Annotated in this window: 25 protein-coding genes and 1 pseudogene; 16 read left to right on the forward strand and 10 right to left on the reverse strand. The window is 42.1% G+C overall.

Going from position 1 to position 19,339, the window contains the following annotated elements; translation table 11 throughout:
• Positions 1–129 precede the first annotated feature (129 nt).
• From ACL9RM_RS05240 to ACL9RM_RS05275, 8 genes are all read left to right on the forward strand, one after another.
• On the forward strand, positions 130–687 hold the full coding sequence (locus ACL9RM_RS05240) for a DUF402 domain-containing protein (protein WP_250268667.1): 558 nt from the start codon (positions 130–132) through the stop codon (positions 685–687).
• Positions 684–1,379 (forward strand): YdcF family protein, encoded by a 696-nt coding sequence (locus ACL9RM_RS05245; protein WP_069289752.1) that lies wholly within the window; start codon positions 684–686, stop codon positions 1,377–1,379. The genes ACL9RM_RS05240 and ACL9RM_RS05245 overlap by 4 nt, the downstream gene beginning before the upstream one ends.
• A 115-nt stretch (positions 1,380–1,494) precedes the next feature.
• Positions 1,495–2,478 carry an AAA family ATPase gene (locus ACL9RM_RS05250; protein ID WP_025718768.1) on the forward strand — a complete coding sequence of 328 codons (984 nt, stop codon included), beginning with the start codon at positions 1,495–1,497 and terminating at the stop codon, positions 2,476–2,478.
• Positions 2,479–2,591: 113 nt separating this feature from the next.
• The gene (gene hflX, locus ACL9RM_RS05255) at positions 2,592–3,878 is read left to right on the forward strand and encodes a GTPase HflX (protein WP_013310577.1); all 1,287 of its coding nucleotides are present in this window, start codon (positions 2,592–2,594) and stop codon (positions 3,876–3,878) included.
• A gap of 111 nt (positions 3,879–3,989) precedes the next feature.
• Positions 3,990–5,243 (forward strand): aminotransferase class I/II-fold pyridoxal phosphate-dependent enzyme, encoded by a 1,254-nt coding sequence (locus tag ACL9RM_RS05260; RefSeq protein ID WP_013310576.1) that lies wholly within the window; start codon positions 3,990–3,992, stop codon positions 5,241–5,243.
• A gap of 83 nt (positions 5,244–5,326) precedes the next feature.
• Positions 5,327–5,740: a MerR family transcriptional regulator gene (locus ACL9RM_RS05265; protein WP_007430683.1), complete on the forward strand. Its 414-nt coding sequence runs from the start codon at positions 5,327–5,329 to the stop codon at positions 5,738–5,740.
• A gap of 117 nt (positions 5,741–5,857) precedes the next feature.
• Complete coding sequence (glnA, locus tag ACL9RM_RS05270; RefSeq protein WP_013310575.1) at positions 5,858–7,186, forward strand: type I glutamate--ammonia ligase; 1,329 nt, start codon at positions 5,858–5,860, stop codon at positions 7,184–7,186.
• A 519-nt stretch (positions 7,187–7,705) separates the two neighbouring features.
• The gene (locus tag ACL9RM_RS05275; RefSeq protein WP_250268665.1) at positions 7,706–7,846 is read left to right on the forward strand and encodes a hypothetical protein; all 141 of its coding nucleotides are present in this window, start codon (positions 7,706–7,708) and stop codon (positions 7,844–7,846) included.
• A 49-nt stretch (positions 7,847–7,895) separates the two neighbouring features.
• On the opposite strand, the gene ACL9RM_RS05280 is transcribed toward ACL9RM_RS05275, so the two are convergent.
• Positions 7,896–8,111 carry a DUF6199 family natural product biosynthesis protein gene (locus tag ACL9RM_RS05280; protein ID WP_414126217.1) on the reverse strand — a complete coding sequence of 72 codons (216 nt, stop codon included), beginning with the start codon at positions 8,109–8,111 and terminating at the stop codon, positions 7,896–7,898.
• Positions 8,112–8,234: 123 nt separating this feature from the next.
• Positions 8,235–8,669 (reverse strand): hypothetical protein, encoded by a 435-nt coding sequence (locus ACL9RM_RS05285; RefSeq protein WP_061832033.1) that lies wholly within the window; start codon positions 8,667–8,669, stop codon positions 8,235–8,237.
• 316 nt (positions 8,670–8,985) lie between these two features.
• Between ACL9RM_RS05285 and ACL9RM_RS05290 the strand changes: the two genes are divergently transcribed.
• Positions 8,986–9,681, forward strand: coding sequence for a BclA C-terminal domain-containing protein (locus tag ACL9RM_RS05290; protein WP_416381822.1), 696 nt, complete (start codon positions 8,986–8,988; stop codon positions 9,679–9,681).
• Between the two features lie 901 nt (positions 9,682–10,582).
• Here the strand turns inward: ACL9RM_RS05290 and ACL9RM_RS05295 are convergent.
• The 5 genes from ACL9RM_RS05295 to ACL9RM_RS05315 all read right to left on the reverse strand — a co-directional run bounded on the left by ACL9RM_RS05295 (position 10,583) and on the right by ACL9RM_RS05315 (position 11,735).
• Entirely contained in the window at positions 10,583–10,711 is a 129-nt protein-coding gene (locus ACL9RM_RS05295; RefSeq protein ID WP_414126214.1) for an IS3 family transposase, read from the reverse strand.
• The gene (locus tag ACL9RM_RS05300; protein ID WP_422759357.1) at positions 10,684–10,911 is read right to left on the reverse strand and encodes a hypothetical protein; all 228 of its coding nucleotides are present in this window, start codon (positions 10,909–10,911) and stop codon (positions 10,684–10,686) included. Before ACL9RM_RS05300 ends, ACL9RM_RS05295 begins: the two co-directional genes overlap by 28 nt.
• Before the next feature lie 180 nt (positions 10,912–11,091).
• Entirely contained in the window at positions 11,092–11,211 is a 120-nt protein-coding gene (locus ACL9RM_RS05305) for an IS3 family transposase (RefSeq protein ID WP_414126215.1), read from the reverse strand.
• Positions 11,212–11,334, reverse strand: coding sequence for a hypothetical protein (locus ACL9RM_RS05310; RefSeq protein WP_302055263.1), 123 nt, complete (start codon positions 11,332–11,334; stop codon positions 11,212–11,214).
• A gap of 236 nt (positions 11,335–11,570) precedes the next feature.
• On the reverse strand, positions 11,571–11,735 hold the full coding sequence (locus ACL9RM_RS05315; protein WP_250268662.1) for a hypothetical protein: 165 nt from the start codon (positions 11,733–11,735) through the stop codon (positions 11,571–11,573).
• A 743-nt stretch (positions 11,736–12,478) separates the two neighbouring features.
• On the opposite strand from ACL9RM_RS05315, the gene ACL9RM_RS05320 reads away from it, so the two are divergent.
• On the forward strand, positions 12,479–13,072 hold the full coding sequence (locus tag ACL9RM_RS05320; protein WP_250268661.1) for a hypothetical protein: 594 nt from the start codon (positions 12,479–12,481) through the stop codon (positions 13,070–13,072).
• 334 nt (positions 13,073–13,406) lie between these two features.
• Here ACL9RM_RS05320 and ACL9RM_RS05325 read toward each other — a convergent pair whose 3' ends face one another.
• Both ACL9RM_RS05325 and ACL9RM_RS05330 read right to left on the reverse strand, forming a co-directional pair.
• On the reverse strand, positions 13,407–13,862 hold the full coding sequence (locus tag ACL9RM_RS05325; RefSeq protein ID WP_250268660.1) for an AraC family transcriptional regulator: 456 nt from the start codon (positions 13,860–13,862) through the stop codon (positions 13,407–13,409).
• Positions 13,863–14,043: 181 nt separating this feature from the next.
• A complete protein-coding gene (locus ACL9RM_RS05330; RefSeq protein WP_137063695.1) occupies positions 14,044–14,847 on the reverse strand; it encodes an undecaprenyl-diphosphate phosphatase in 804 nt (267 codons plus the stop codon).
• 300 nt (positions 14,848–15,147) lie between these two features.
• Here ACL9RM_RS05330 and ACL9RM_RS05335 point away from each other — a divergent pair, with 300 nt between their 5' ends.
• From ACL9RM_RS05335 to ACL9RM_RS05360, 6 genes and pseudogenes are all read left to right on the forward strand, one after another.
• Positions 15,148–15,279 (forward strand): hypothetical protein, encoded by a 132-nt coding sequence (locus ACL9RM_RS05335; protein WP_274597336.1) that lies wholly within the window; start codon positions 15,148–15,150, stop codon positions 15,277–15,279.
• Between the two features lie 23 nt (positions 15,280–15,302).
• Complete coding sequence (locus ACL9RM_RS05340) at positions 15,303–15,857, forward strand: phage antirepressor KilAC domain-containing protein (protein WP_250268659.1); 555 nt, start codon at positions 15,303–15,305, stop codon at positions 15,855–15,857.
• A 39-nt stretch (positions 15,858–15,896) separates the two neighbouring features.
• Positions 15,897–16,061: a hypothetical protein gene (locus ACL9RM_RS05345; protein ID WP_250268658.1), complete on the forward strand. Its 165-nt coding sequence runs from the start codon at positions 15,897–15,899 to the stop codon at positions 16,059–16,061.
• 163 nt (positions 16,062–16,224) lie between these two features.
• Positions 16,225–16,590 carry a phage holin family protein gene (locus tag ACL9RM_RS05350; RefSeq protein ID WP_250268657.1) on the forward strand — a complete coding sequence of 122 codons (366 nt, stop codon included), beginning with the start codon at positions 16,225–16,227 and terminating at the stop codon, positions 16,588–16,590.
• Positions 16,568–17,008, forward strand: coding sequence for a glycoside hydrolase family 25 protein (locus ACL9RM_RS05355; RefSeq protein ID WP_250268656.1), 441 nt, complete (start codon positions 16,568–16,570; stop codon positions 17,006–17,008). Before ACL9RM_RS05350 ends, ACL9RM_RS05355 begins: the two co-directional genes overlap by 23 nt.
• Positions 16,969–17,445 (forward strand): annotated as a pseudogene (locus tag ACL9RM_RS05360) (transcriptional regulator); the annotation flags it as partial. The gene ACL9RM_RS05355 and the pseudogene ACL9RM_RS05360, both read left to right, overlap by 40 nt.
• A 181-nt stretch (positions 17,446–17,626) precedes the next feature.
• Here the strand turns inward: ACL9RM_RS05360 and ACL9RM_RS05365 are convergent.
• Positions 17,627–17,959 carry a hypothetical protein gene (locus tag ACL9RM_RS05365; RefSeq protein ID WP_235309660.1) on the reverse strand — a complete coding sequence of 111 codons (333 nt, stop codon included), beginning with the start codon at positions 17,957–17,959 and terminating at the stop codon, positions 17,627–17,629.
• Positions 17,960–19,339 lie beyond the last annotated feature (1,380 nt).

The following is a 19,339-nucleotide window of genomic DNA, read 5'->3' on the forward strand; positions in this document are numbered from 1 at the left end:
TCAAAGGTATTTTCGGACCGTTTCACGGTCTGAGAATACCTTTTTTTACTTTGGTAAAGGGGTTCTTTTTGAGTGTACAGTTTAAATATGGTAAGCTGGTTTTACCAATGTTGGAGAGGAACATCATTTATGAAGCGCAAATTCGGAGACCGGGCCAACTGGCGCAGAATCACCAATCGCAAGTTTGCTTGCCGGTATGTAGAAAGTGACGCGTTTACAGGATATGTGACCCTGTATACAATTTTGAGTCTCAAGGAGCCGTTATGGAAAAGTTACGGTGGTCATACGTTTTGCATAGCCGATAAAGGATATTCCTGGCTACAATATTATCCAAAAGGTGAGCACTATGTGGTGACTGCTATGTTTGACAACCGGGAGCAAATCGTTGAATGGTACATTGATACCTGCCGAAATCAGGGTGTGACCGATCAAGGAGTCCCATGGTTTGACGATTTGTATTTGGATGTTGTGGTGCTTAAAAACGGTGAAATCTTCCTAGTGGATGAGGATGAATTGGAGGAGGCGTTACAACGGGGGCATATCTCAACGCAAGAGGCAGAATTGGCTAACCGTACAGCGGCTGATGTGTTACATCAGATAGATGCCCACGTGTTCCCCTATTTTAAAATGTCGCTGAAACACCGGGCAGAATGGTTTCACAACGGTGATTTCGAGAGAGAACGGTGAAAGTTTTGCAGTGGATTAAAGACACTAGGCCCAAACGCCCTGAGTTGAAAAGCGGGCAGAGTCGCCTTAAGAAGATATCTATGGTATCCAAGCGTCTTGTACTTTGTTTGATGATTTTCATTTTGGTCGGATTGGTATGGGCAGGTATCCGAGTGTGGGACATGAATACAGCCGCCTCTACCACTCCGCTCAAGCAAGTGCAAATTGGAATCGTACTAGGTGCTTCTATGTGGGGGGCTGTGCCCAGTCCTGGATTGAAGGAAAGGCTGGAAGAAGCATTGCGCTTATACCGCAACGGGACGGTACAGCGTCTAATTGTAAGTGGGGGACTGGATAAACCAGATTTTCCGTATACGGAGGCTGAGGGCATGCAACGCTATTTAGTAGATAGGGGGGTCCCTGTACAGCATATTGTGTTGGAAAACCATGCGACCAGTACTTACGAAAATCTGCTCTATAGCCAGCGCATCATGAATGAATATGGATGGACCTCCACCGTGATCATCACACATAGCTATCATGGCCCTCGAGCGATGGAGATTGCTCAATTCTTGAAATTTGATCATCCTCAGATGGCTCTGACGGAATCCAAAGTGCTGAATATGCCAATTCATCAATCAAGAGAAGTATTGGCATACGCTAAATGGACGCTGCAACGGTGGTGGATCAGCGCTCAAACTTGGGTTGCCTGAATTAAAGAAAAGGCTTTGTGCACGTTCCCGTTGCTTTTATGCTAATAAGGACATGCCAGACCGAATACATTAATAGGGTAAGCTGTGCCTGAAGAAATGTTGAGGTGATGGATGCATGAACGGACGGGGAATCGCCGCGGGCAAGCGGTCGGAGGAGAGACCTTCCAGACAAATTAATGTCGTGCTGCGTAGCCCGGAGCCGATAGCTTCGGTGACTGTGGACGAGACGGAAGCAGTGGCTTCAACCAAGTCACAGGCGCTACCGCAGTATCTCAGTCTTTATCAGGAAATTCAGAAAGAACTCGATCATCTCGTCGGCTTGGATAACATCAAAGACCTGGTATTTGAGGTATATGCCTTTTTGCAAATCGCCCATATGCGCACGGATGCGGGATTATTGAGCAATGCACACGTATATCACATGATTTTCAAAGGAAATCCAGGTACAGGCAAAACGACAGTAGCCCGCATTATCGCTAAAATGCTGCAAAAAATGGGTGTACTGAGCAAAGGTCATCTGATTGAGGTAGAGAGGGCTGATCTGGTCGGTGAGTATATTGGCCATACGGCACAAAAAACGCGAGATCTGGTAAAGAAATCTCTTGGCGGCGTGTTGTTCATTGATGAGGCTTACAGTTTGGCACGCGGAGGGGAAAAGGATTTTGGAAAAGAAGCGATTGATACCTTGGTAAAGTCCATGGAAGACCAAAAAAATCAATTTATTTTGATTCTCGCTGGATACTCGGGGGAAATGGACTTTTTTCTACGAACAAATCCTGGTCTTCCTTCTCGCTTTCCAATCCAGTTGGATTTTCCTGATTATACTGTGGATCAGCTTATCCAAATTTCCGAGATGATGGCCAAGGAGCGGGATTATATTCTCATGCCTCAGTCCATAATTAAAATGAAGGAGCATTTGCTAAACGAGCGTAATGACAGTCTTCATGCATTTAGTAATGCACGATATGTTCGTAACGTGATTGAAAAAGCGATTCGGCACCAAGCTGTCAGGTTGCTCAATCAGTACCGGAGCGGGCAACCTGGCAAACAGGAATTGATGACGCTGCGTCCAGAGGATTTGAAAATGGACAAAAGATAGGCGATAATAGGAATCTGAATCACATCGAATGGTATGACATCGAGCGGGGGCCGGCCTGAACATCAGGTCGGTCTCTGTTCGAGAGTTGACATGAAAATAAAGGAGCAAACAATATGGCGAACTCCACTCATGATACACAAACCGAAATGCAGGACAAGGCGGTACTGGTTAGTCTAATTACGGATGAAGTTAAACGATCTGGCATCAATACGGAATACTCGTTGGATGAGCTGGTGAAACTGGCTGAGACAGCGGGAGTTGAAGTATTGAGCGTCCTGACACAGAATAAGGAAGCTAAGGATTCAAAATGGTTTATTGGCAAAGGAAAAGTAGAGGAATTGCGCGCAGTTGCTGAAGAATTGGGAGCGAATACAGCTATTTTTGATCAGGAGCTCTCGGGGGCCCAAGTACGGAATCTGGAAGAAAGTCTGGATCTCAAAATTATTGACCGGACACAATTGATTCTGGACATTTTTGCACAACGTGCAAAAACACGGGAAGGTATTATTCAGGTTGAACTGGCGCAGTTGTCATATTTACTTCCACGTTTGTCTGGACATGGCAAAAATCTCTCGCGTCTCGGTGGTGGAATCGGAACACGTGGTCCTGGTGAAAGCAAGCTGGAGACAGACCGCCGTCATATTCGTGATCGAATCAGTGATCTGAAACGCCAACTGGAGGAAGTGACCCGCCACCGGTATTTGCACAGGGAGCGCAGACAAAAGAGCGGCATTGTTCAGGTGGCACTTGTTGGCTATACCAATGCGGGCAAATCGACGCTATTGAAGCAACTAACAGCAGCCGATGTATATATTGAGAATCAACTGTTTGCGACGCTGGATCCTACCTCCAGAACAATGGAGCTACCGAGTGGAAAAGAAGTTATTCTTACGGATACGGTCGGTTTTATCCAAAATCTCCCTCATGATTTGGTTGCTTCCTTCCGGGCTACTTTGGAGGAGGCGAATGAGGCTCATCTCATTTTGCATGTCGTAGACGCGTCTTCGGATATGCGAGACGAACAGATGAAAGTTGTAGAGACGATCTTACAACAGCTAGGGGCTGCGGACAAGCCTCAGATCGTATTATTTAACAAAAAAGATGCCTGTACCCCTGAGCAACTGGAAATGCTTCCTTCTGGGGAGGGCTATTTGAAAATTAGCGCTTTTGATGAAGGCGATTTGCTGCGCATTCGTGAACTGATTCAAGAGCATTTGAGCGGTGATACGCTGAGATTCCGCATTCCTGCGGAACGAGGGGATTTAACCTCGGTGCTTTATCGAATCGGAGATGTACTGCTGACAGAGTATGATGGAAATGATGTCATTTATGAGGTTGAAATTCAAAGAGGCGAGTACGAAAAGTATGGTCATGCACTCAGCGAGTTCACAGAAGGTTAACATCTAATGATGCTTTTGGGTCAATAAAATGATAATGCTCATTGTTCAAAGTGAACAATAATATAACATGAATAGCCTAAGGCTGCGTAAGAGAGAGGGTCAAGAAGGTAAATGGTAGTTTTTAGTCCAGAAATTCAGCAAATTCAGGAAACGGCAGAACATAAAATACAAGAACGTATACAGCACATAGATCATATTGTAGATTCAAATCAGTGGAAGGTAATTCAGGCATTCCAGCGGAAGCAAGTGAGCGATTTTCATTTTGCGGGTTCTACGGGATATGCTTACAATGACCGGGGACGTGAGGTGCTGGAAGAAGTCTATGCGGATGTGTTCGGTGCGGAGGCAGCGTTGGTGCGTCCGCATTTTGCCTCGGGTACTCATACAATTGCCACTGCTTTATTTGGTGTGCTGCGTCCAGGGGATGAACTGTTATACATTACCGGGAGGCCTTATGATACCCTGCACAAAGTGATTGGTAAGCCCGGCGACGGGACAGGATCATTGCAAGATTTTGGCGTTACTTATGGAGAAACCGCACTGACAGCGGAAGGTAAAGTGGACTGGGAAGCGGTGGAGGCTGCTATCCATGCCAATACAAAAGTAATCGGTATTCAGCGTTCACGCGGTTATGATTGGAGAGCTTCGTTTAGTGTAGCAGATATTGAAGAAATGACAGCACGTGTGAAGGAAATAAAACCTGACGTCATTGTCTTTGTTGACAATTGCTACGGTGAATTTACCGAGAAGTTGGAACCTACTCAGGTCGGTGTCGATTTGATGGCAGGTTCGTTGATTAAAAATCCCGGTGGTGGCATTGCAGAAACGGGTGGATATATCTGCGGCAAACAAAAGTATGTAGAACTGGCATCCTACCGATTAACTGCACCTGGAATCGGTGGAGAAGTAGGTGCCATGTTAGGTACTACACGAGGCATATTTCAGGGACTATTCCTTGCTCCAACACTGGTTGGGCAAGCGGTTAAAGGGAGTGTATTCGCAGCTGCGGTCTTTGAGGAGATGGGATTTGAGACCAAACCTGCCTGGCATGAAGAGCGTACGGATTTGATTCAGGCTATTTCTTTTAGCGGACCAGAACATCTAATTGCTTTTGTACAGGGTATTCAGCGTGCGGCTGCCGTGGATAGCCATGTGGTGCCGGAGCCGTGGGATATGCCGGGTTATGAGCATCCAGTTATCATGGCAGCAGGTACGTTCATACAAGGGGGAAGTTTGGAACTATCCGCAGATGCTCCGATTCGTGAGCCTTATATTGGTTACATGCAAGGGGGCTTAACCTACTCTCATGTTAAATTTGGAGTGCTTATGGCTCTGCAAACGATGAAAGAACGTAAATTATTGTGAGTTTTTCTAACATGTCATTGACACTTTGCATCAGCTAAATGTACAATAAGGTGAATAATAGATCACTGGAAGGTTGATGACAAATGGGCGACGAAATTCGCAGAAATATGGCCTTATTTCCAATAGGTATTGTCATGAAGCTAACGGACTTGTCAGCACGTCAGATTCGTTATTATGAACAGCATAACTTGATAGTTCCTGCCCGTACATCGGGAAACCAACGTCTTTTTTCTTTTAATGACGTAGAGCGTCTGCTTGAAATTAAGGCGTTGATCGAGAAGGGTGTTAACATTGCGGGAATTAAACAAGTCATGAATCCGGTTACCAAGGAATCGGAGGAAGCTACGGTTATTACTGCAGACACAGAAGTCAAACGCCGTGAAATGTCCGATACTCAGCTTCACCGCTTACTGAAACAACAACTTGTTGCAGGCAAAAGACCAGGACAGGTGTCCCTAATCCAAGGCGAATTATCACGGTTCTTCAATAAGAGATAATGCTTGGACTTACCTCTTGGTATAAGGTCGCCTTACTTTAAAACCAGGTCTCATCATTTAAGTAATTTATAGAACAACTGATTCGTATATAGTCGTTACAGAAAGGGAGAGGTTAGAGTGAGTTATAGCAGAGAAGATATCCTTCGGATTGCGAAAGAAGAAAATGTACGTTTTATTCGTTTGCAATTTACAGATTTGCTGGGCACTATTAAGAACGTTGAAATTCCGGTTAGTCAACTGGAAAAGGCATTAGATAATAAAATGATGTTTGACGGTTCTTCCATAGAAGGTTATGTGCGTATTGAAGAATCTGATATGTATTTATATCCTGATTTGGACACTTGGGTGGTATTCCCTTGGGTAACCTCGGATCGTGTAGCTCGTTTGATCTGCGATATTTACAAGCCGGATGGAGTTCCGTTTGCAGGTGACCCGCGAGGCATCTTGAAACGTGTACTTAAGGAAGCAGAAGAGTTGGGATACACTTCGATGAATGTCGGACCAGAGCCTGAATTCTTCTTGTTCAAAACGGATGAAAAAGGCGAGCCAACTACAGAACTGAATGACCAAGGCGGGTATTTTGACCTGGCTCCGATGGATCTGGGTGAAAACTGCCGTCGTGAAATTGTACTTAAGCTTGAAGAGATGGGCTTCGAAATTGAAGCATCTCATCATGAAGTTGCACCTGGTCAGCATGAAATTGACTTTAAATATGCAGATGCGATTAAAGCTGCCGACCAGATTCAAACGTTCAAGCTCGTTGTTAAGACGATTGCTCGTCAGCATGGTTTGCATGCTACCTTTATGCCAAAACCTTTGTTTGGTGTAAATGGCTCCGGTATGCACTGCAATCAATCGTTGTTTAAGGACAATGAAAACGTATTTTATGATGAAACGGACGAACTCGGATTAAGCCAGACGGCCCGCCACTATATGGCTGGTATTCTTAAACATGCACGTGCAATGGCAGCGATCACGAATCCAACGGTAAATTCCTACAAACGTCTCGTACCAGGTTATGAAGCGCCTTGTTATGTGGCTTGGTCTGCAAGCAATCGCAGTCCAATGATTCGGATTCCCGCGTCTCGTGGTCTGAGCACACGCGTCGAAGTTCGTAACCCTGACCCAGCAGCGAATCCTTATTTGGCCTTGGCAGTGATGCTGAGAGCAGGTTTGGATGGTATCAAACGTCAGTTAGCTCTGCCAGCTCCGATTGATCGTAACATTTACGTGATGTCTGAGGAAGAGCGGATTGAAGAAGGCATTCCAAGTCTGCCAGCAGACTTGAAAGAAGCTTTGTCTGAGCTTATTCGGAGCGAAGTTATCTCTGACGCACTGGGCGACCATGCTCTGGCCTACTTCTATGAGCTTAAGGAAATTGAATGGGATATGTACAGAACACAGGTTCATCAATGGGAACGCGATCAATATCTGACTCTATACTAAAATGGGAAATCCCTTGGCGCTCTAAGCGTTGAGGGATTTTTTTGTTTGTGGTAGGTAAAAAAATTTATTAAGTTTATTTATAATTGCCCCCTAATTGCCCCCAAAAATTTTATTATCAGAATAAATTTTCAGTAACAGACTCATAGTTCTCCATGCTATTCATCTCTATTTTTTGGAGATGTGTGCATAAAGGTTGGCTGTTATTTGGATGCTACTATGTCCAAGTCTCTCCTGTACATACTTCATTGTAGCCCTAGCTTCAAGTAGCAATAGCGCATGATGTTATATATGCGTTTGCCCGAACAGAAAGCATAACGGCAATCGCTTTCAAGGGGGAAATTTTTAAACTAACGCTGAATGCAAAATATGTGTTGGATGTCTTGAAAGTCTTTGAAAACGAAGTGACTACACTCGGGTATACTAGTTCCTCTAAGTCGCTCTCCAGAGTGACGAGTTGAGTTTCTAAATTGTTCTTCCTTATAGGGTGACTGGTTAGATGAGTAAATACAATGGGAGAAAATGATCTATACTACTTATTACAACGGCAGGCCGGTCTTTGAAATTAAGGAAGTTCGATTGCTGGAAGCTATGGATAAGAGACAGATTTCTGTTTTTGAAAATATGCTAAATGATATTTTAGGAGCTTTAGCTAAACAGTAAGTGTCTTTTGGATAAGGGCATTTTGAGGATTGAAAACAGATAGTAGAATTTACAGGAATATAACTAAAAGTCCACATGTTAAAAAGAAGAACCCAAAGAGTATCGAAACAGAGCCTCTAAATTTCATGTCATCAATGTAAGCATCACTTGGTTCAGAGTCCCCTTTGATCTTCCAGGCTTCGTTTGCACGCCATCCCCAAGTGGGATTTCGTTTACTTAAAATACCAAGTGAGAAAAAATAATCGCAATAAAAATAAGCATGAATCCCATTTGATCAACCCCTTTAAGTAAACTATACCAAAAAAGAACGACAGATGGAAAGTATCGTCTCTCAAGGACAGATAGAAGAAAAATAAGAGGGCTTTGCCCTCCATGTGATGGTTCAATTTTAATCTGAGTAGGCAACAGCATTAAAACTTTCTATTCCTATTCGGGTAGCATCTGCTGTGCAAAATAGATATAAGGTATACACCAATTCATTTGAAGGTGGTAGAGGGATATTGTAATCGGAAGCATTTATGGTGACGACCTGTACAGCGTTTGGGTTTGCTTCGGAGACGCTTACAGAGTAAAGGGCGTAAGCAACAAGCGAATCGAAATTTCCTCTAACAATGGAAAAAGAAATAACGGAGTCAAATGGTGGAGGGGTAGGAAATGCAAGCTCAGCTATCCCGGATAATTGTACACGCATGTTTTCCCCTGCGCCCGTTACATCTAAGCCAAGCTCAGCAATGGCAACGGGTGTATTGGCTGGCAAGGGAATAGAGATTGTATTACCGTAACTTGCGTTTTGTGATGTTCGAGCATCTAACAATCTAGTCATTATCTCATCTCCCTTTTTGGGTAAAGGATTTGCAAGCTGGAAATATAAAAATACTGACAGTGTAGGATTTGGACCGGTTGATTGAACTGGATATTAAGCTTCAGAAGGATGAGCTGTAATAATGCTAACACGATGGGGTCAGACCTATGCCTATTTTCCCGAGATGAAGTCAACAGCCCAATCTTTTTGGTTAATTGCACAATATGCTACTTTGACTAGACTTTGGAGGTGACCATTAATTATGTTTCGACATTATTGTTGGCAGAAGAATATGCATCGGAGAAAATTTAGAAGATGTGTAGTTAAAAAAGTCAAAGTGTTACCGAAAGTTATTGTTAAAGGGATCCGAGGACCTCAAGGACCTCAAGGACCTCAAGGACCTCAAGGACCTCAAGGACCTCAGGGACTGCCGGGTCCACAGGGAGTTCCAGGCGCTCAAGGCCAGCAAGGGCTACAAGGTTTTCAAGGAATTCTCGGACCAACAGGACCAGCAGGAGCAGTAGGGCCAGCAGGACCAGTGGGGCCGGCAGGAGCGGTAGGTCCAGCAGGTCCAGCGGGGGCGGTAGGACCAGCAGGAGCAACGGGGGCAGCAGGGCCTGCAGGCGCCGGGATAACAGACTTCTTAAGTGTTTTCCGAGCAGATCCTGGTACGGGAACTGACACAGTTCCGGGTAACTCACCAATTACCTTTACAGGAGTTTTAGCTAATGTTGGTGGTGCATTTACTTTCACTCCTCCATCTACAACGATAACAATCAACGAAACGGGGAGCTATCTAATAGATTTTACAATTCATAACCAAGGTGATGCTAACTTTAACCTTACCGTAAATGGAATCCCTGTTACCCCTGTTCCCTTCACGGGTAACGGTGGCGGACCAATTTCGGCAGAAGTCATTATTACTGTAGGGGTCGTTCCTACAACTATTCAATTGGTAAATGCAAATGCAACCCCAGCCCAACTTCATAACTTTACCAATACCACTCTTACTATATTAAAGTTGACTGTTTAAGCCATTCTTAATGATATATGGAACATTATATGTAGCCGCCTTAGAAAAGACTGTACGATTTCCATCGTCAGTTTGTCTAATTACACCATAGTAAGCAGACGCATTTATGAGGAGATTGTGTAGCATGGCAAGAGAACGTAGTGGCAGTAATAAGATCCATTAAACACTACCACTACTCCAAAGCCTATCTTCAAAGTTGAAATGGATAACTTTGTAAAAAAGATGATATTATTCAGACATAGAAATATGAATGCTAAGAAGGTCGGGAAACTTTTCCCACCTTCTTTTTTGTTGTGACAAATCGGAACTATTGCTTTGATATGTCAGGTACGACAACTCATGAGCTGCAATCAATATAAATTTTCTTTTTGATTAGTCGCGAAAAATGGGAAGCTACAGAAGAACGGGTCGAGGTCGATTGGCCTAAAGTTGAGGCATTTCATAAGGAAGGCTTTAATTTTGTGTTGGTGAAGGATTGACAGAGGAAGAATATGAGAAAGTAGACGAAGAGGGGATTAAGCAGTTGGACGGCCTCTTAGAACGATTTCTATAAGGAGTTGTTTCCACCTGATGAAGTTTATGAACCTTCGACGAAGAAGACCAAGAGGTTCCTGAGGATGATCGGAAAATAAACTGGATAGAACTTTGGCTCTATGCGTGAGTAATGGTATTTCTGATTCAGAATGGACTAATATGACCATTCCAAAGATTAGAGCGCTCATGAAGACCAAGAACAGAAACCGGGAATTCGAAATCATTCTCCACGGTGGTAAGGTGGAAAATAAAAAGCCGAAGAAGGTCAAGTCGCTATCTGATCTTGGTTTCTTCGCAAAGTAAATTGAGAAGCATCCGCAAACATGAAGTGACCCCTGTCAAGAAAACAGCTATCAAAAAGCAATAATTAAGCAGCCTGAGAAGGAGTCAGGTTGTTTAGTTTCTCTTGAAAGCGTTCCTGGTTGTAGAAATGAATATACTTTTGAACGGCATGCTCCACCTGTTGAGCTAATGGAAGGAGTGGAGATAGAAACACTCGGTTTTAAAATGACTGAAGAAGTTCTCTATACATGCCTTGTCCCTGCAGTTTCTTTTTCGGGACATGTCGGCCTGTATTCCGTCTCGCTTGAGCAGGTTGGTATATTGGCGAGAGGTATATTGAAATCCTTGGTCGCTATACAGTAGAACACCTCGAGCATCCTGTCGCTTCCTTGCCTTTTTCACCGTATCTAACACCAGGCTCAAATCGTTTCTGCGGCTGATCTGTTAGGCAACAATTACGTTGTTAAAAAGATCCTGAATCGCGGAAGGGTAGAGTCTCTGTCCATTGAACATGAGGTAAATGATGTCTATTACCCACTTCTTATTCGGCAGGTCAGCCTTAAACTCCCAGTTCAGATGATTGCCAGAAATGACCTAGGGTTCTTTCTTGGCATAGTAGGGTCTTTTCCTACGAATGATCGCCTTGATCCCCAGTTCACCCATAAGTCTCCGTACGCGCTTATGATTCATATGTATGCTGTAGATTTGATTCAATTAAACCTTTATCCTGCGGTAACCGTGTATTCCCTTCAGTTCCTCGTCACATGCCATGATTTTTAGCTTCATAGCTTCATCTTCCCGCTGTTTGGGTGAAACAACATCTTCCATGTTATCCACTTATAAAAACCACTTTTGGACACTCGGTCCAGTTTACATAGTAGTACGAAGCTATGTCCCTTACTAAGCAATTCTTGGATCACCGCAAACTTTTTACTCTTGGGTACAGCCTTCATTCCTCCTTTGACATCTGCAAGAGCTTTTTTAGCATTTCATTTTCTGCTTCGAGGCGTTTCAGCTTGACCTCCGGATCTTCGGGGGTCGTGTTCGAGGTCTGCCGATGCCAGGCCCTTTTGCTATGTCTCGTTTTCCTCTAGATCTTTCATTCCCTCGGCTTTGAAGTGTCTCGCCCATCGGCGAACCAGCGAAGCGTCAATCTCCATTTCTCGTGCCACGTTTTTATATCCGATTCCCTTTTTGAGGTACAGATCAACTTTCTCCCATAGAAAAATCCCCTCCATAATAGACAGATTAGATGGCTTGCTCTTTTCTGTCTACTATGAGAGGAACATATCACACTTGGAGAGGTTTTTACTTTTGTACGAATGAAAGGAGCCAATTGGGGGCCAGTGCAAGCCTAATATATGTATATCTCAGATTGCGAAAATGACATGAGAAAAGGAAATAATATGATGAAACGAATCGGAGTTTTTTTATTGATATCACTGCTGCCAGCACTCGCTATTTTATCCGTATGTGGTTTCCATATAAGCGGATTGATTTTACTTTTTTCATTGATCTTACTGGCATACATGTATGTGCTTATAAATGAACAGATTCATTTTGCTCAATACGCAAAGTCCTCTATGGAAAGATTTAATCGTAACGTAGAATAATTTTCTTCTTGTAACTATAATAAGTGGTTTCAACAAAGTTCCTAACTACCTCGGCTTGATTAGAAATTACAATTTTCTCCGGGATATATACCTCCACCAGGGCCTAATAGTTTTGTCTGGCAGTTGAAATCATCTTACAGGTAAGACAGGTCGAAGAATTAAGGTTGATTCATTCGGACCTGTGGCTTATGCCTTAACAGGACAAGAGACCATTTCTTTAGGTCGAAGAGGTTCGGGTGGTAGCTTAATGCTCTTGGGTCGTAGAAGTCCTGTAGGTGGGAGTAGCAGTTCATGTTCAACATAAATGTTTACGACAATATCTTCCAATGGTAATATGAGAACGAATAGACCATTAGCGGAGGCATTAGATGAATAAAAAGATGTATATGTTTATAGGTGCTTTACTTGGAGTACTGCTAGCTACTTCTGGTGGAGCTGCGGCAGATCAAGTGAAATCACTAGTTGGGAAGACTGTTGCAGGGGAATACAATGTGAGAGTATATGGAACAACATTGTCTGAAAACGCTATTGCCGTCGATGGTACAGCGTATGTACCTTTGCACTCGATCTCAGAATCTTTGGGGGCGAACTTAGCGGTGAAGGGGAGAACTATTGAAATTGCAACAGGAACTCCTTCTTCTAATGTGGTTGTTAAAGAGCAGTCACAAGCAATAGCTTTGAAAGATAACCCATATACCAATTGGTCCAAGGAACTAATTGTAAAGCACATTGGAACAGTGGAAGAATTGATCGAAATACTTAATAATAATATTAAAAAATATGAAAAGTCATTGACTGACATCGATAGAAAAATAGGTGCGGCAGGCGACGATCAAAGACTTATTGAGCGCATTGAAAAAAGCGCCACTAAGACAAAAAAGGAATTACAAGAATCCAAAGACAGTTTATTAGAGCATAAAAAAGAGCTAGAACAACTTAAAGCAGCATTAGCTACTAAATAAATATGTAGTAATCTAGTAGCAAACAAAAATTATATACTGTATACACAAAAGCCCTCTTAAACAGAGGGCTTTTCAGGCTGTTGAGAAACCCCCTGTTTTTTGCAGGGGGTTTAAAACTGTCTTAGTGGTCTAAAAACTAGGGTCCTCAGATCGTTTTAAATCGATTTTTGTTTTAAAAGATGCGTCTCCCCATATAAAAATAGAAGTGTCGAAAAGTCCTCTGGACTTTCTCGACACTCTGAAAAGCCCTCTTAAACAGAGGGCTTTTACTCTTATATAAGGGAATGGTATTAGACTGTTTTCAATAATAGAAACAACCTTTATCTTAATAGGTCTATTGAATCGGAACGCAAATTTCGCAATAATGATTATTAATAAGTTCAACTGTATATCGCTCCAAAATGGGTCTGGTTTCATCTAAGTTGAACCTTTGATTTTCCAACTCCAGGAACATTTCAGACCAAGCCTTTTGAACAGCTTCTGCTGTATGATTTATCTTAAAAACCGCGTATCTTCCTCCACTAATGTTGCTCAGACTTACTTCATCTGCATTAACACAGTAATCATCTGGAACAACCAAACACACATCATAGCGACAATTTTCCGGTTTTACAAATGTAGGATTATCTTGAGCAATACCGAGGATAATAGACGTATTATTGAATAATTCATTCGATTTAACCCAACCTTTAAATCTCTCCATTAGTTGTGAATTTGCAATTCCATAAGGACCAATCTGTCTCATGTATGCAATTCTACAAGACGGTATTTTTTCAATTTCAGCCTTCATATTTTCTTCTCTTTCTTTTTAAAGTACATCGATGTCTGAAACCATCTTATAATGCTTTAAAATGATAAACAACTCAATTTTAAAAATAGTCAAATTAGCGCTAATACCCAAAGAGAAGACATATGCGCCTGCTCAACAATGTGTGAATGATAGTGGAGATATTTCTTTAATAATAAACTGGTTACTGTATGACGATTAAATAGAAGAGAGCTGCTAAGACAAAACGGTATAGGGCAAACCATTCCAATCCGAGTCGCTTAATTAGTTTGATGAACGTCACTACTGCAATCATCGCCACAAGAAAGGATGTCGTAAAGCCAATTAACATTAGAAAGATATCGTCAGAATTTAGCAACTCGCGACTATCGTACAAATCCAACAAGCTTGCACCAAACATAACAGGTACGGAAATAAGGAACGTAAAGTCTGCGGCGGCTTTTTGGCTAGTGCCAAGTAAAAGGCCACCTGAAATCGTCGAACCCGATCTCGAAAATCCCGGCCACAAAGCCAAACATTGGAATAGGCCAATCCCGAAAGCCTGTTTATAATTAATCCCATCAATCGTATCAGTGGTTTTAGTTCTCCTACTCCGTGCTGCGATAATCATCAACAAGCCACCGGCAACTAAACCGATCAAGACGGGAGTTGGGCCGAATAATTGGCTTTTTATTGTGTCCTTGAAGAGAAGATATACGATTAATGCTGGTAACATAGCCAAAATCATATGAATTACATTTAATCCTTTACTTTGGGAAAAATCCATTCTAATCAGATTAGCCCCAATCTCCAAATATCTTTTCCAATAAAGAATTAGAACTGCCATCACTGCACCTAACTGTATAACAATTTTAAAAGTTATTGCAGCGTCACCATCAAAGCTAAGCAAATTGCCTGCTAAAATAAGATGTCCAGTAGACGATACCGGTAAAAATTCAGTTAAGCCCTCTATTATGCCAAGTATTATTGCTTTGATTACATCAGTCATCAGTGGCTATCCCCCTTCAAAAATAACAATTCCCAGTATAAGGGGGACATTTACATATTCCCATCGATCAACATAACAATATTCTATTCAGAATGACATAATTGTCACATTTCTCATTTATAAGTCTTTTTAGAGGCCTTTTAGCCTAATGACGTATATTCAGTCTAATGCTCTATTTCCACGAACAATACTTCTCTAAAATCCGCAGCGTTATAGTAACAAAACCAATTTAAGATATAAGTATAAAAGCCTCTGATAACTCAGGGGCTTATTTTGCGTACAAAGAAAGGTGAGATCGTAATGGATATACTTACAATTCACGGAGTAAGAGGATTTATTGATGGAAACGGCACGCCGCAATTGAATTTGGAGGATGTGGCTCGAGGATTAGGATTTACAGACAAATCCAAAAGTACAGAGTATGTCAAATAGGAGTGAGGCAGTATTTATCGGATTTGAAGTTTTCGACAGAAGTGTCGAAAGATACTTTTATTCCCGAAAACATCTTTTATCGACTGGCAATGAAGGCAAGAAACGAAGTAGCCGAGGCATTTCAGGCCAAGGTAGCTGATGAAATACTGCCGTCGATCAGGAAGCATGGAATATATGCTACGGATACTGTGATTGATAATATCCTCAATAATCCTGACTTTGGAATTGAACTGCTGACTAAGCTCAAGGAAGAACGTGCTGCCAGAGTACAGGCGGAAAGAACAAATGCAATCCTAATGCATGTTAACAAAACCTATACTCCCACAGATATTGCCAAAGAACTCGGATTTAAGTCAGCAATTGCTCTTAACCATGATTTAGGCAATCGAAAGATTCAATTCAGGCAGAATGACACATGGTTGTTGTATAGCAGATTTGCGGATTGCGGCTATGTTGAAATCAAACAAGAAGTTCTTGATAACGGAAAAGTGATCTATCACCGTAGATTTACACAGTTAGGTCGTAAATGGCTTGTGAAAATTTGTAATAAAGAGCAATTAAAGGAATCTGCAAACTAAAGGTGTCTTTTTTTGTGTCTGAGGGAGGTGATGAAACCCGTGGCAAAAATAAAATCTACATTGGATATACAACTGGATCTAACAAGGCCAATTGAAGAATTGACTGAGGTCATTTCTACTGTGATTGCTTCGCAACCAGCGCGCCGGAAAGAAATACTTAAAGGTTTGGATATAGCAATAGGAGATGCATTAGCAGAGATATAGGCGCAAGAAGATCAGAAAACAGACAATGATAGCTCAGGAAAAGTTTCCTGAACGGAGAGACGGGGGAAAGAAGGTTGGATAAGTGGGAGATTTTTAAGTTCAGCGCAGCTTTAGGTAGTAGCGCTGTGACGTATTTTTACGGTGGGTGTCGGGAGTATTGGGGGTGTTACTTGCGCTGGTCATTATTGATTATGTGACCGGATTATTTGCTGCTGGCGCAGAAGGTAAGAAGGGAACCGGACCAGGTTTAAAAAGCAAGATTGGTCTTATCGGTATCGCTCGAAAGGTATTTATCTTTGCAATGGTAGCAGTATCCCATCTAATTGATGGAGTCTTAGGCGATTCGCACCTTTGCCGGGATGCGGTCGCCTATTTTTACATGGCAAATGAGCTGTTTTCGATTCTTGAGAACGGCGGCAGGCTTGGAGCACCAATTCCACCAGTGATCCGGCAGGCAGTGGAAGTTCTAAAAAGTAAAAGTGGTAACCAGGAAGGAGAGAAAGAGGATGCAACAACGAAACAGCCGTAATGCTCAAGGGATTGACGTATCCCGTTATCAAGGAAAGATTGATTGGAAGGCAGTGAAGGAAGACGGTTTATCGTTTGCCTTCATCAAAGCCAGTCAAGGGAAGTCATACCGGGACAAGACATTCATAGGTAATGCGCAGGCTGCGCGAGCTGTAGGAGTCCTGGTTGGAGCTTACCACTATGTAGATGACTCAGCCATAACGCCAGAGGATGCCAGAAAGGCAGCTGCAAACTTTGTGAGCGCCATTAATTCAGCCGGAGGCATCGCGTCTTTCGATCTGCCACCAGTAATGGATTATGAGTCCAACAAGTCCGGATTAAGCAAAGCGGCGCTTACAGCCGTAGCCAGGACATTTCTGGCGGAAGTTGAGCGGCTTACTGGAGTACGACCAATACTTACGTATATAAGCTGTTGTTAGGAGAAATAAGCCTGCTGAACGATTATGTTGAATATATTGCTACAACATCAGCCGCTAACGAGAATGAAAAGCTTTCAAAACTGCTGAATGTTATAATCGCAGCAAACCAGTTTAGCATAGATGTAGACGATATACTCAAACGATTTGAAACGCTAATTGCGACTTTTTCACAACAACCATCATCAGATGATATGTATACCCGACAAGTGATACCGGATTATATCGCGTGGTTTGGTTACGAGTTAGGTTTTTATTATTTACACCGAGGGAAGTACATTGATGGCTTTAAATATTTGATGAATGCAATGGTAAAGTCACATATAATAAATAATGAAACTTACTTTATAAACTGTATGGGGTTGTTTGTTCGTTTTCAAGCCCATGCAGTTCCTGAAACTAAAGCTGAGTATTTCAATTTTATTGAAAGGGTGTGGTAAAACAATGTTCAAAAAAATGGTACTTTTAGTCATCGCGGCTAGCTTTTTGTTTATTGTTACTATGCCGGACCAAGCCTTTAACCACCACCATAGTATTCAGCCTAACGTTACCATTGGAGGATTTTAAAGAAAAAGCTCTGCTAACCTGATGGTCGGCAGAGCCTTTAACTGTTCACGGCTTTTAGAATATATCCAGGTATTCTTTCTGGAATTTGATGAAATCTTGCACACTGTCGTGATAGGTAAATCTACCGCCATTTTTATCAATAATCCAGTTGATCTTCTCGTCATTTAACAAGATTCCATACATGCAGTGATGAAGCAGCTCAATTTGCTTTTCATCTCTAATTCGGATCAAATGTTTTTCTTCTTCGACAATGAGGTACCATTTCGTTTCTGTTTCATCTACATCTACGTCTACATCCGCATCTACATACAGTATTGATACCGACAAGGGGAATGGCCAGTCAAACCAATGTCCTCGTTTGTCTTCTCTATAACCTTCAAATGCCATGGTTATTTCCCCCTACTTGGATAATTTCCTGATTAGTTTAAATGTATCTAACGTGCTGCGATTGTACGCTTAATTGGAAACTGTTTTACGGAAGTGGCAGCTATCCTCAGCCTTTGGCATCTTGGCACCAATCTGGTGAATGACCTGCTGTTTGAGGCTGGTACTAGCTGGGATACGTCTGTTTAGGCTGGGCTAACGGAGTGTGAACTCTGGATTTTATTGTAAATTTCTCATTTGCTCAAGTTTTTAAAGACAATGCTGGTTCAAGGAAACATTTGCGGCAGCCCTTTTTGACATTGGACGACACAGGCTTTTAGGAATACACACATTAAGTTTACTGCTAGTTCTTGTCTTATCCTACTGGCTCAGGAATATCGCCCCCATATTCTTTTCATGGCTTCACGTACACCATTGTAAACTTCTGCAAAAGTTCAGTGTCGCTTTGGCAACCGTCTAATCCGCTATTGTTGCGCAATAGTTGTATCCTCTTTTATCGTTCATTGTTCTGGTCTGTATAGTATACGGAAAACGACAGGTAACAAAGAAGTTGAGCGCTTTGTTACCCGATATCAAAACGCTACTATCAATACTCTACAGTTATTCTACTGAGCAATGACGTGGGCCCAACATGAAGGAACTGGAGTTGAAAACAGGTAGCAGTGTAGTGGACATAAAGGCGCGTCTGCTGGCTTTGGAAGAGGGGGACAACAAGAGCGATATACGCTCTATATTGTAATCATAGAGGGCTGGAATGGTGACCCAAAGATCATTACATTTTCTCGTATGGAAATACGCGCTGTATTAAACCTCCAATGATATGGAGCTTATTTTTTGTACTCGGAATATAATTTGCCTATAACACATCAGGAGGCTGCACTCATGTCTTGAATGTATTTTATTTCTGGAGTGGTTTGTTTCTTATATTTAAAATAAATGGATGGAAAAGATCGGATATATATTGCTACATCGTTACTTACTTCATTAACTTTAAAGGGGATCTGAAAAAAGTTTAAAATTGTAATTCATGGATTGTTGCATTCGTATATATAATTACATCTTTTCCCACTCTAGATAAGGTGGTAGAATGAAAAAAATAGGTATGGGAGGCGTTTTATTTGAAGTGTGATAAATATAATTGGGGACAATTTAAAGAGGGAGCGTATCATTGACCCTAAAAAATACGGTCTCAAAGCCGCTCGTCGTGCACCACAGTCTCGAAACGTTAATATCCCTTGTGTATCAAGGAATTTCAGCCCTTGGCCTTCACTGGTCAAGACCCCATTTTATAGACACTAAAAAAAGACCCTAGGCTATAAGCTGCTTCCGATACTCTTTCGGAGGCAGCTTATTTAACTTTCGTTGTGGTCGACACTGGTTGTA

The organism is Paenibacillus sp. S29 (assembly GCF_049319765.1).
Lineage (GTDB): Bacteria > Bacillota > Bacilli > Paenibacillales > Paenibacillaceae > Paenibacillus > Paenibacillus polymyxa_B.

What these genes read in the sequence shown, in the direction of transcription:
- ACL9RM_RS05275 (WP_250268665.1), top strand. Translation starts at nt 7,706, where the DNA reads ATGATCTATACTACTTATTACAACGGCAGGCCGGTCTTTGAAATTAAG.
- ACL9RM_RS05325 (WP_250268660.1), bottom strand. Translation starts at nt 13,862, where the DNA reads ATGAAGGCTGAAATTGAAAAAATACCGTCTTGTAGAATTGCATACATG.
- ACL9RM_RS05330 (WP_137063695.1), bottom strand. Translation starts at nt 14,847, where the DNA reads ATGACTGATGTAATCAAAGCAATAATACTTGGCATAATAGAGGGCTTA.
- ACL9RM_RS05320 (WP_250268661.1), top strand. Translation starts at nt 12,479, where the DNA reads ATGAATAAAAAGATGTATATGTTTATAGGTGCTTTACTTGGAGTACTG.
- ACL9RM_RS05365 (WP_235309660.1), bottom strand. Translation starts at nt 17,959, where the DNA reads ATGGCATTTGAAGGTTATAGAGAAGACAAACGAGGACATTGGTTTGAC.
- ACL9RM_RS05335 (WP_274597336.1), top strand. Translation starts at nt 15,148, where the DNA reads ATGGATATACTTACAATTCACGGAGTAAGAGGATTTATTGATGGAAAC.
- ACL9RM_RS05250 (WP_025718768.1), top strand. Translation starts at nt 1,495, where the DNA reads ATGAACGGACGGGGAATCGCCGCGGGCAAGCGGTCGGAGGAGAGACCT.
- hflX (WP_013310577.1), top strand. Translation starts at nt 2,592, where the DNA reads ATGGCGAACTCCACTCATGATACACAAACCGAAATGCAGGACAAGGCG.
- ACL9RM_RS05285 (WP_061832033.1), bottom strand. Translation starts at nt 8,669, where the DNA reads ATGACTAGATTGTTAGATGCTCGAACATCACAAAACGCAAGTTACGGT.
- ACL9RM_RS05260 (WP_013310576.1), top strand. Translation starts at nt 3,990, where the DNA reads ATGGTAGTTTTTAGTCCAGAAATTCAGCAAATTCAGGAAACGGCAGAA.
- ACL9RM_RS05265 (WP_007430683.1), top strand. Translation starts at nt 5,327, where the DNA reads ATGGGCGACGAAATTCGCAGAAATATGGCCTTATTTCCAATAGGTATT.
- ACL9RM_RS05355 (WP_250268656.1), top strand. Translation starts at nt 16,568, where the DNA reads ATGCAACAACGAAACAGCCGTAATGCTCAAGGGATTGACGTATCCCGT.
- ACL9RM_RS05240 (WP_250268667.1), top strand. Translation starts at nt 130, where the DNA reads ATGAAGCGCAAATTCGGAGACCGGGCCAACTGGCGCAGAATCACCAAT.
- ACL9RM_RS05315 (WP_250268662.1), bottom strand. Translation starts at nt 11,735, where the DNA reads ATGGAGGGGATTTTTCTATGGGAGAAAGTTGATCTGTACCTCAAAAAG.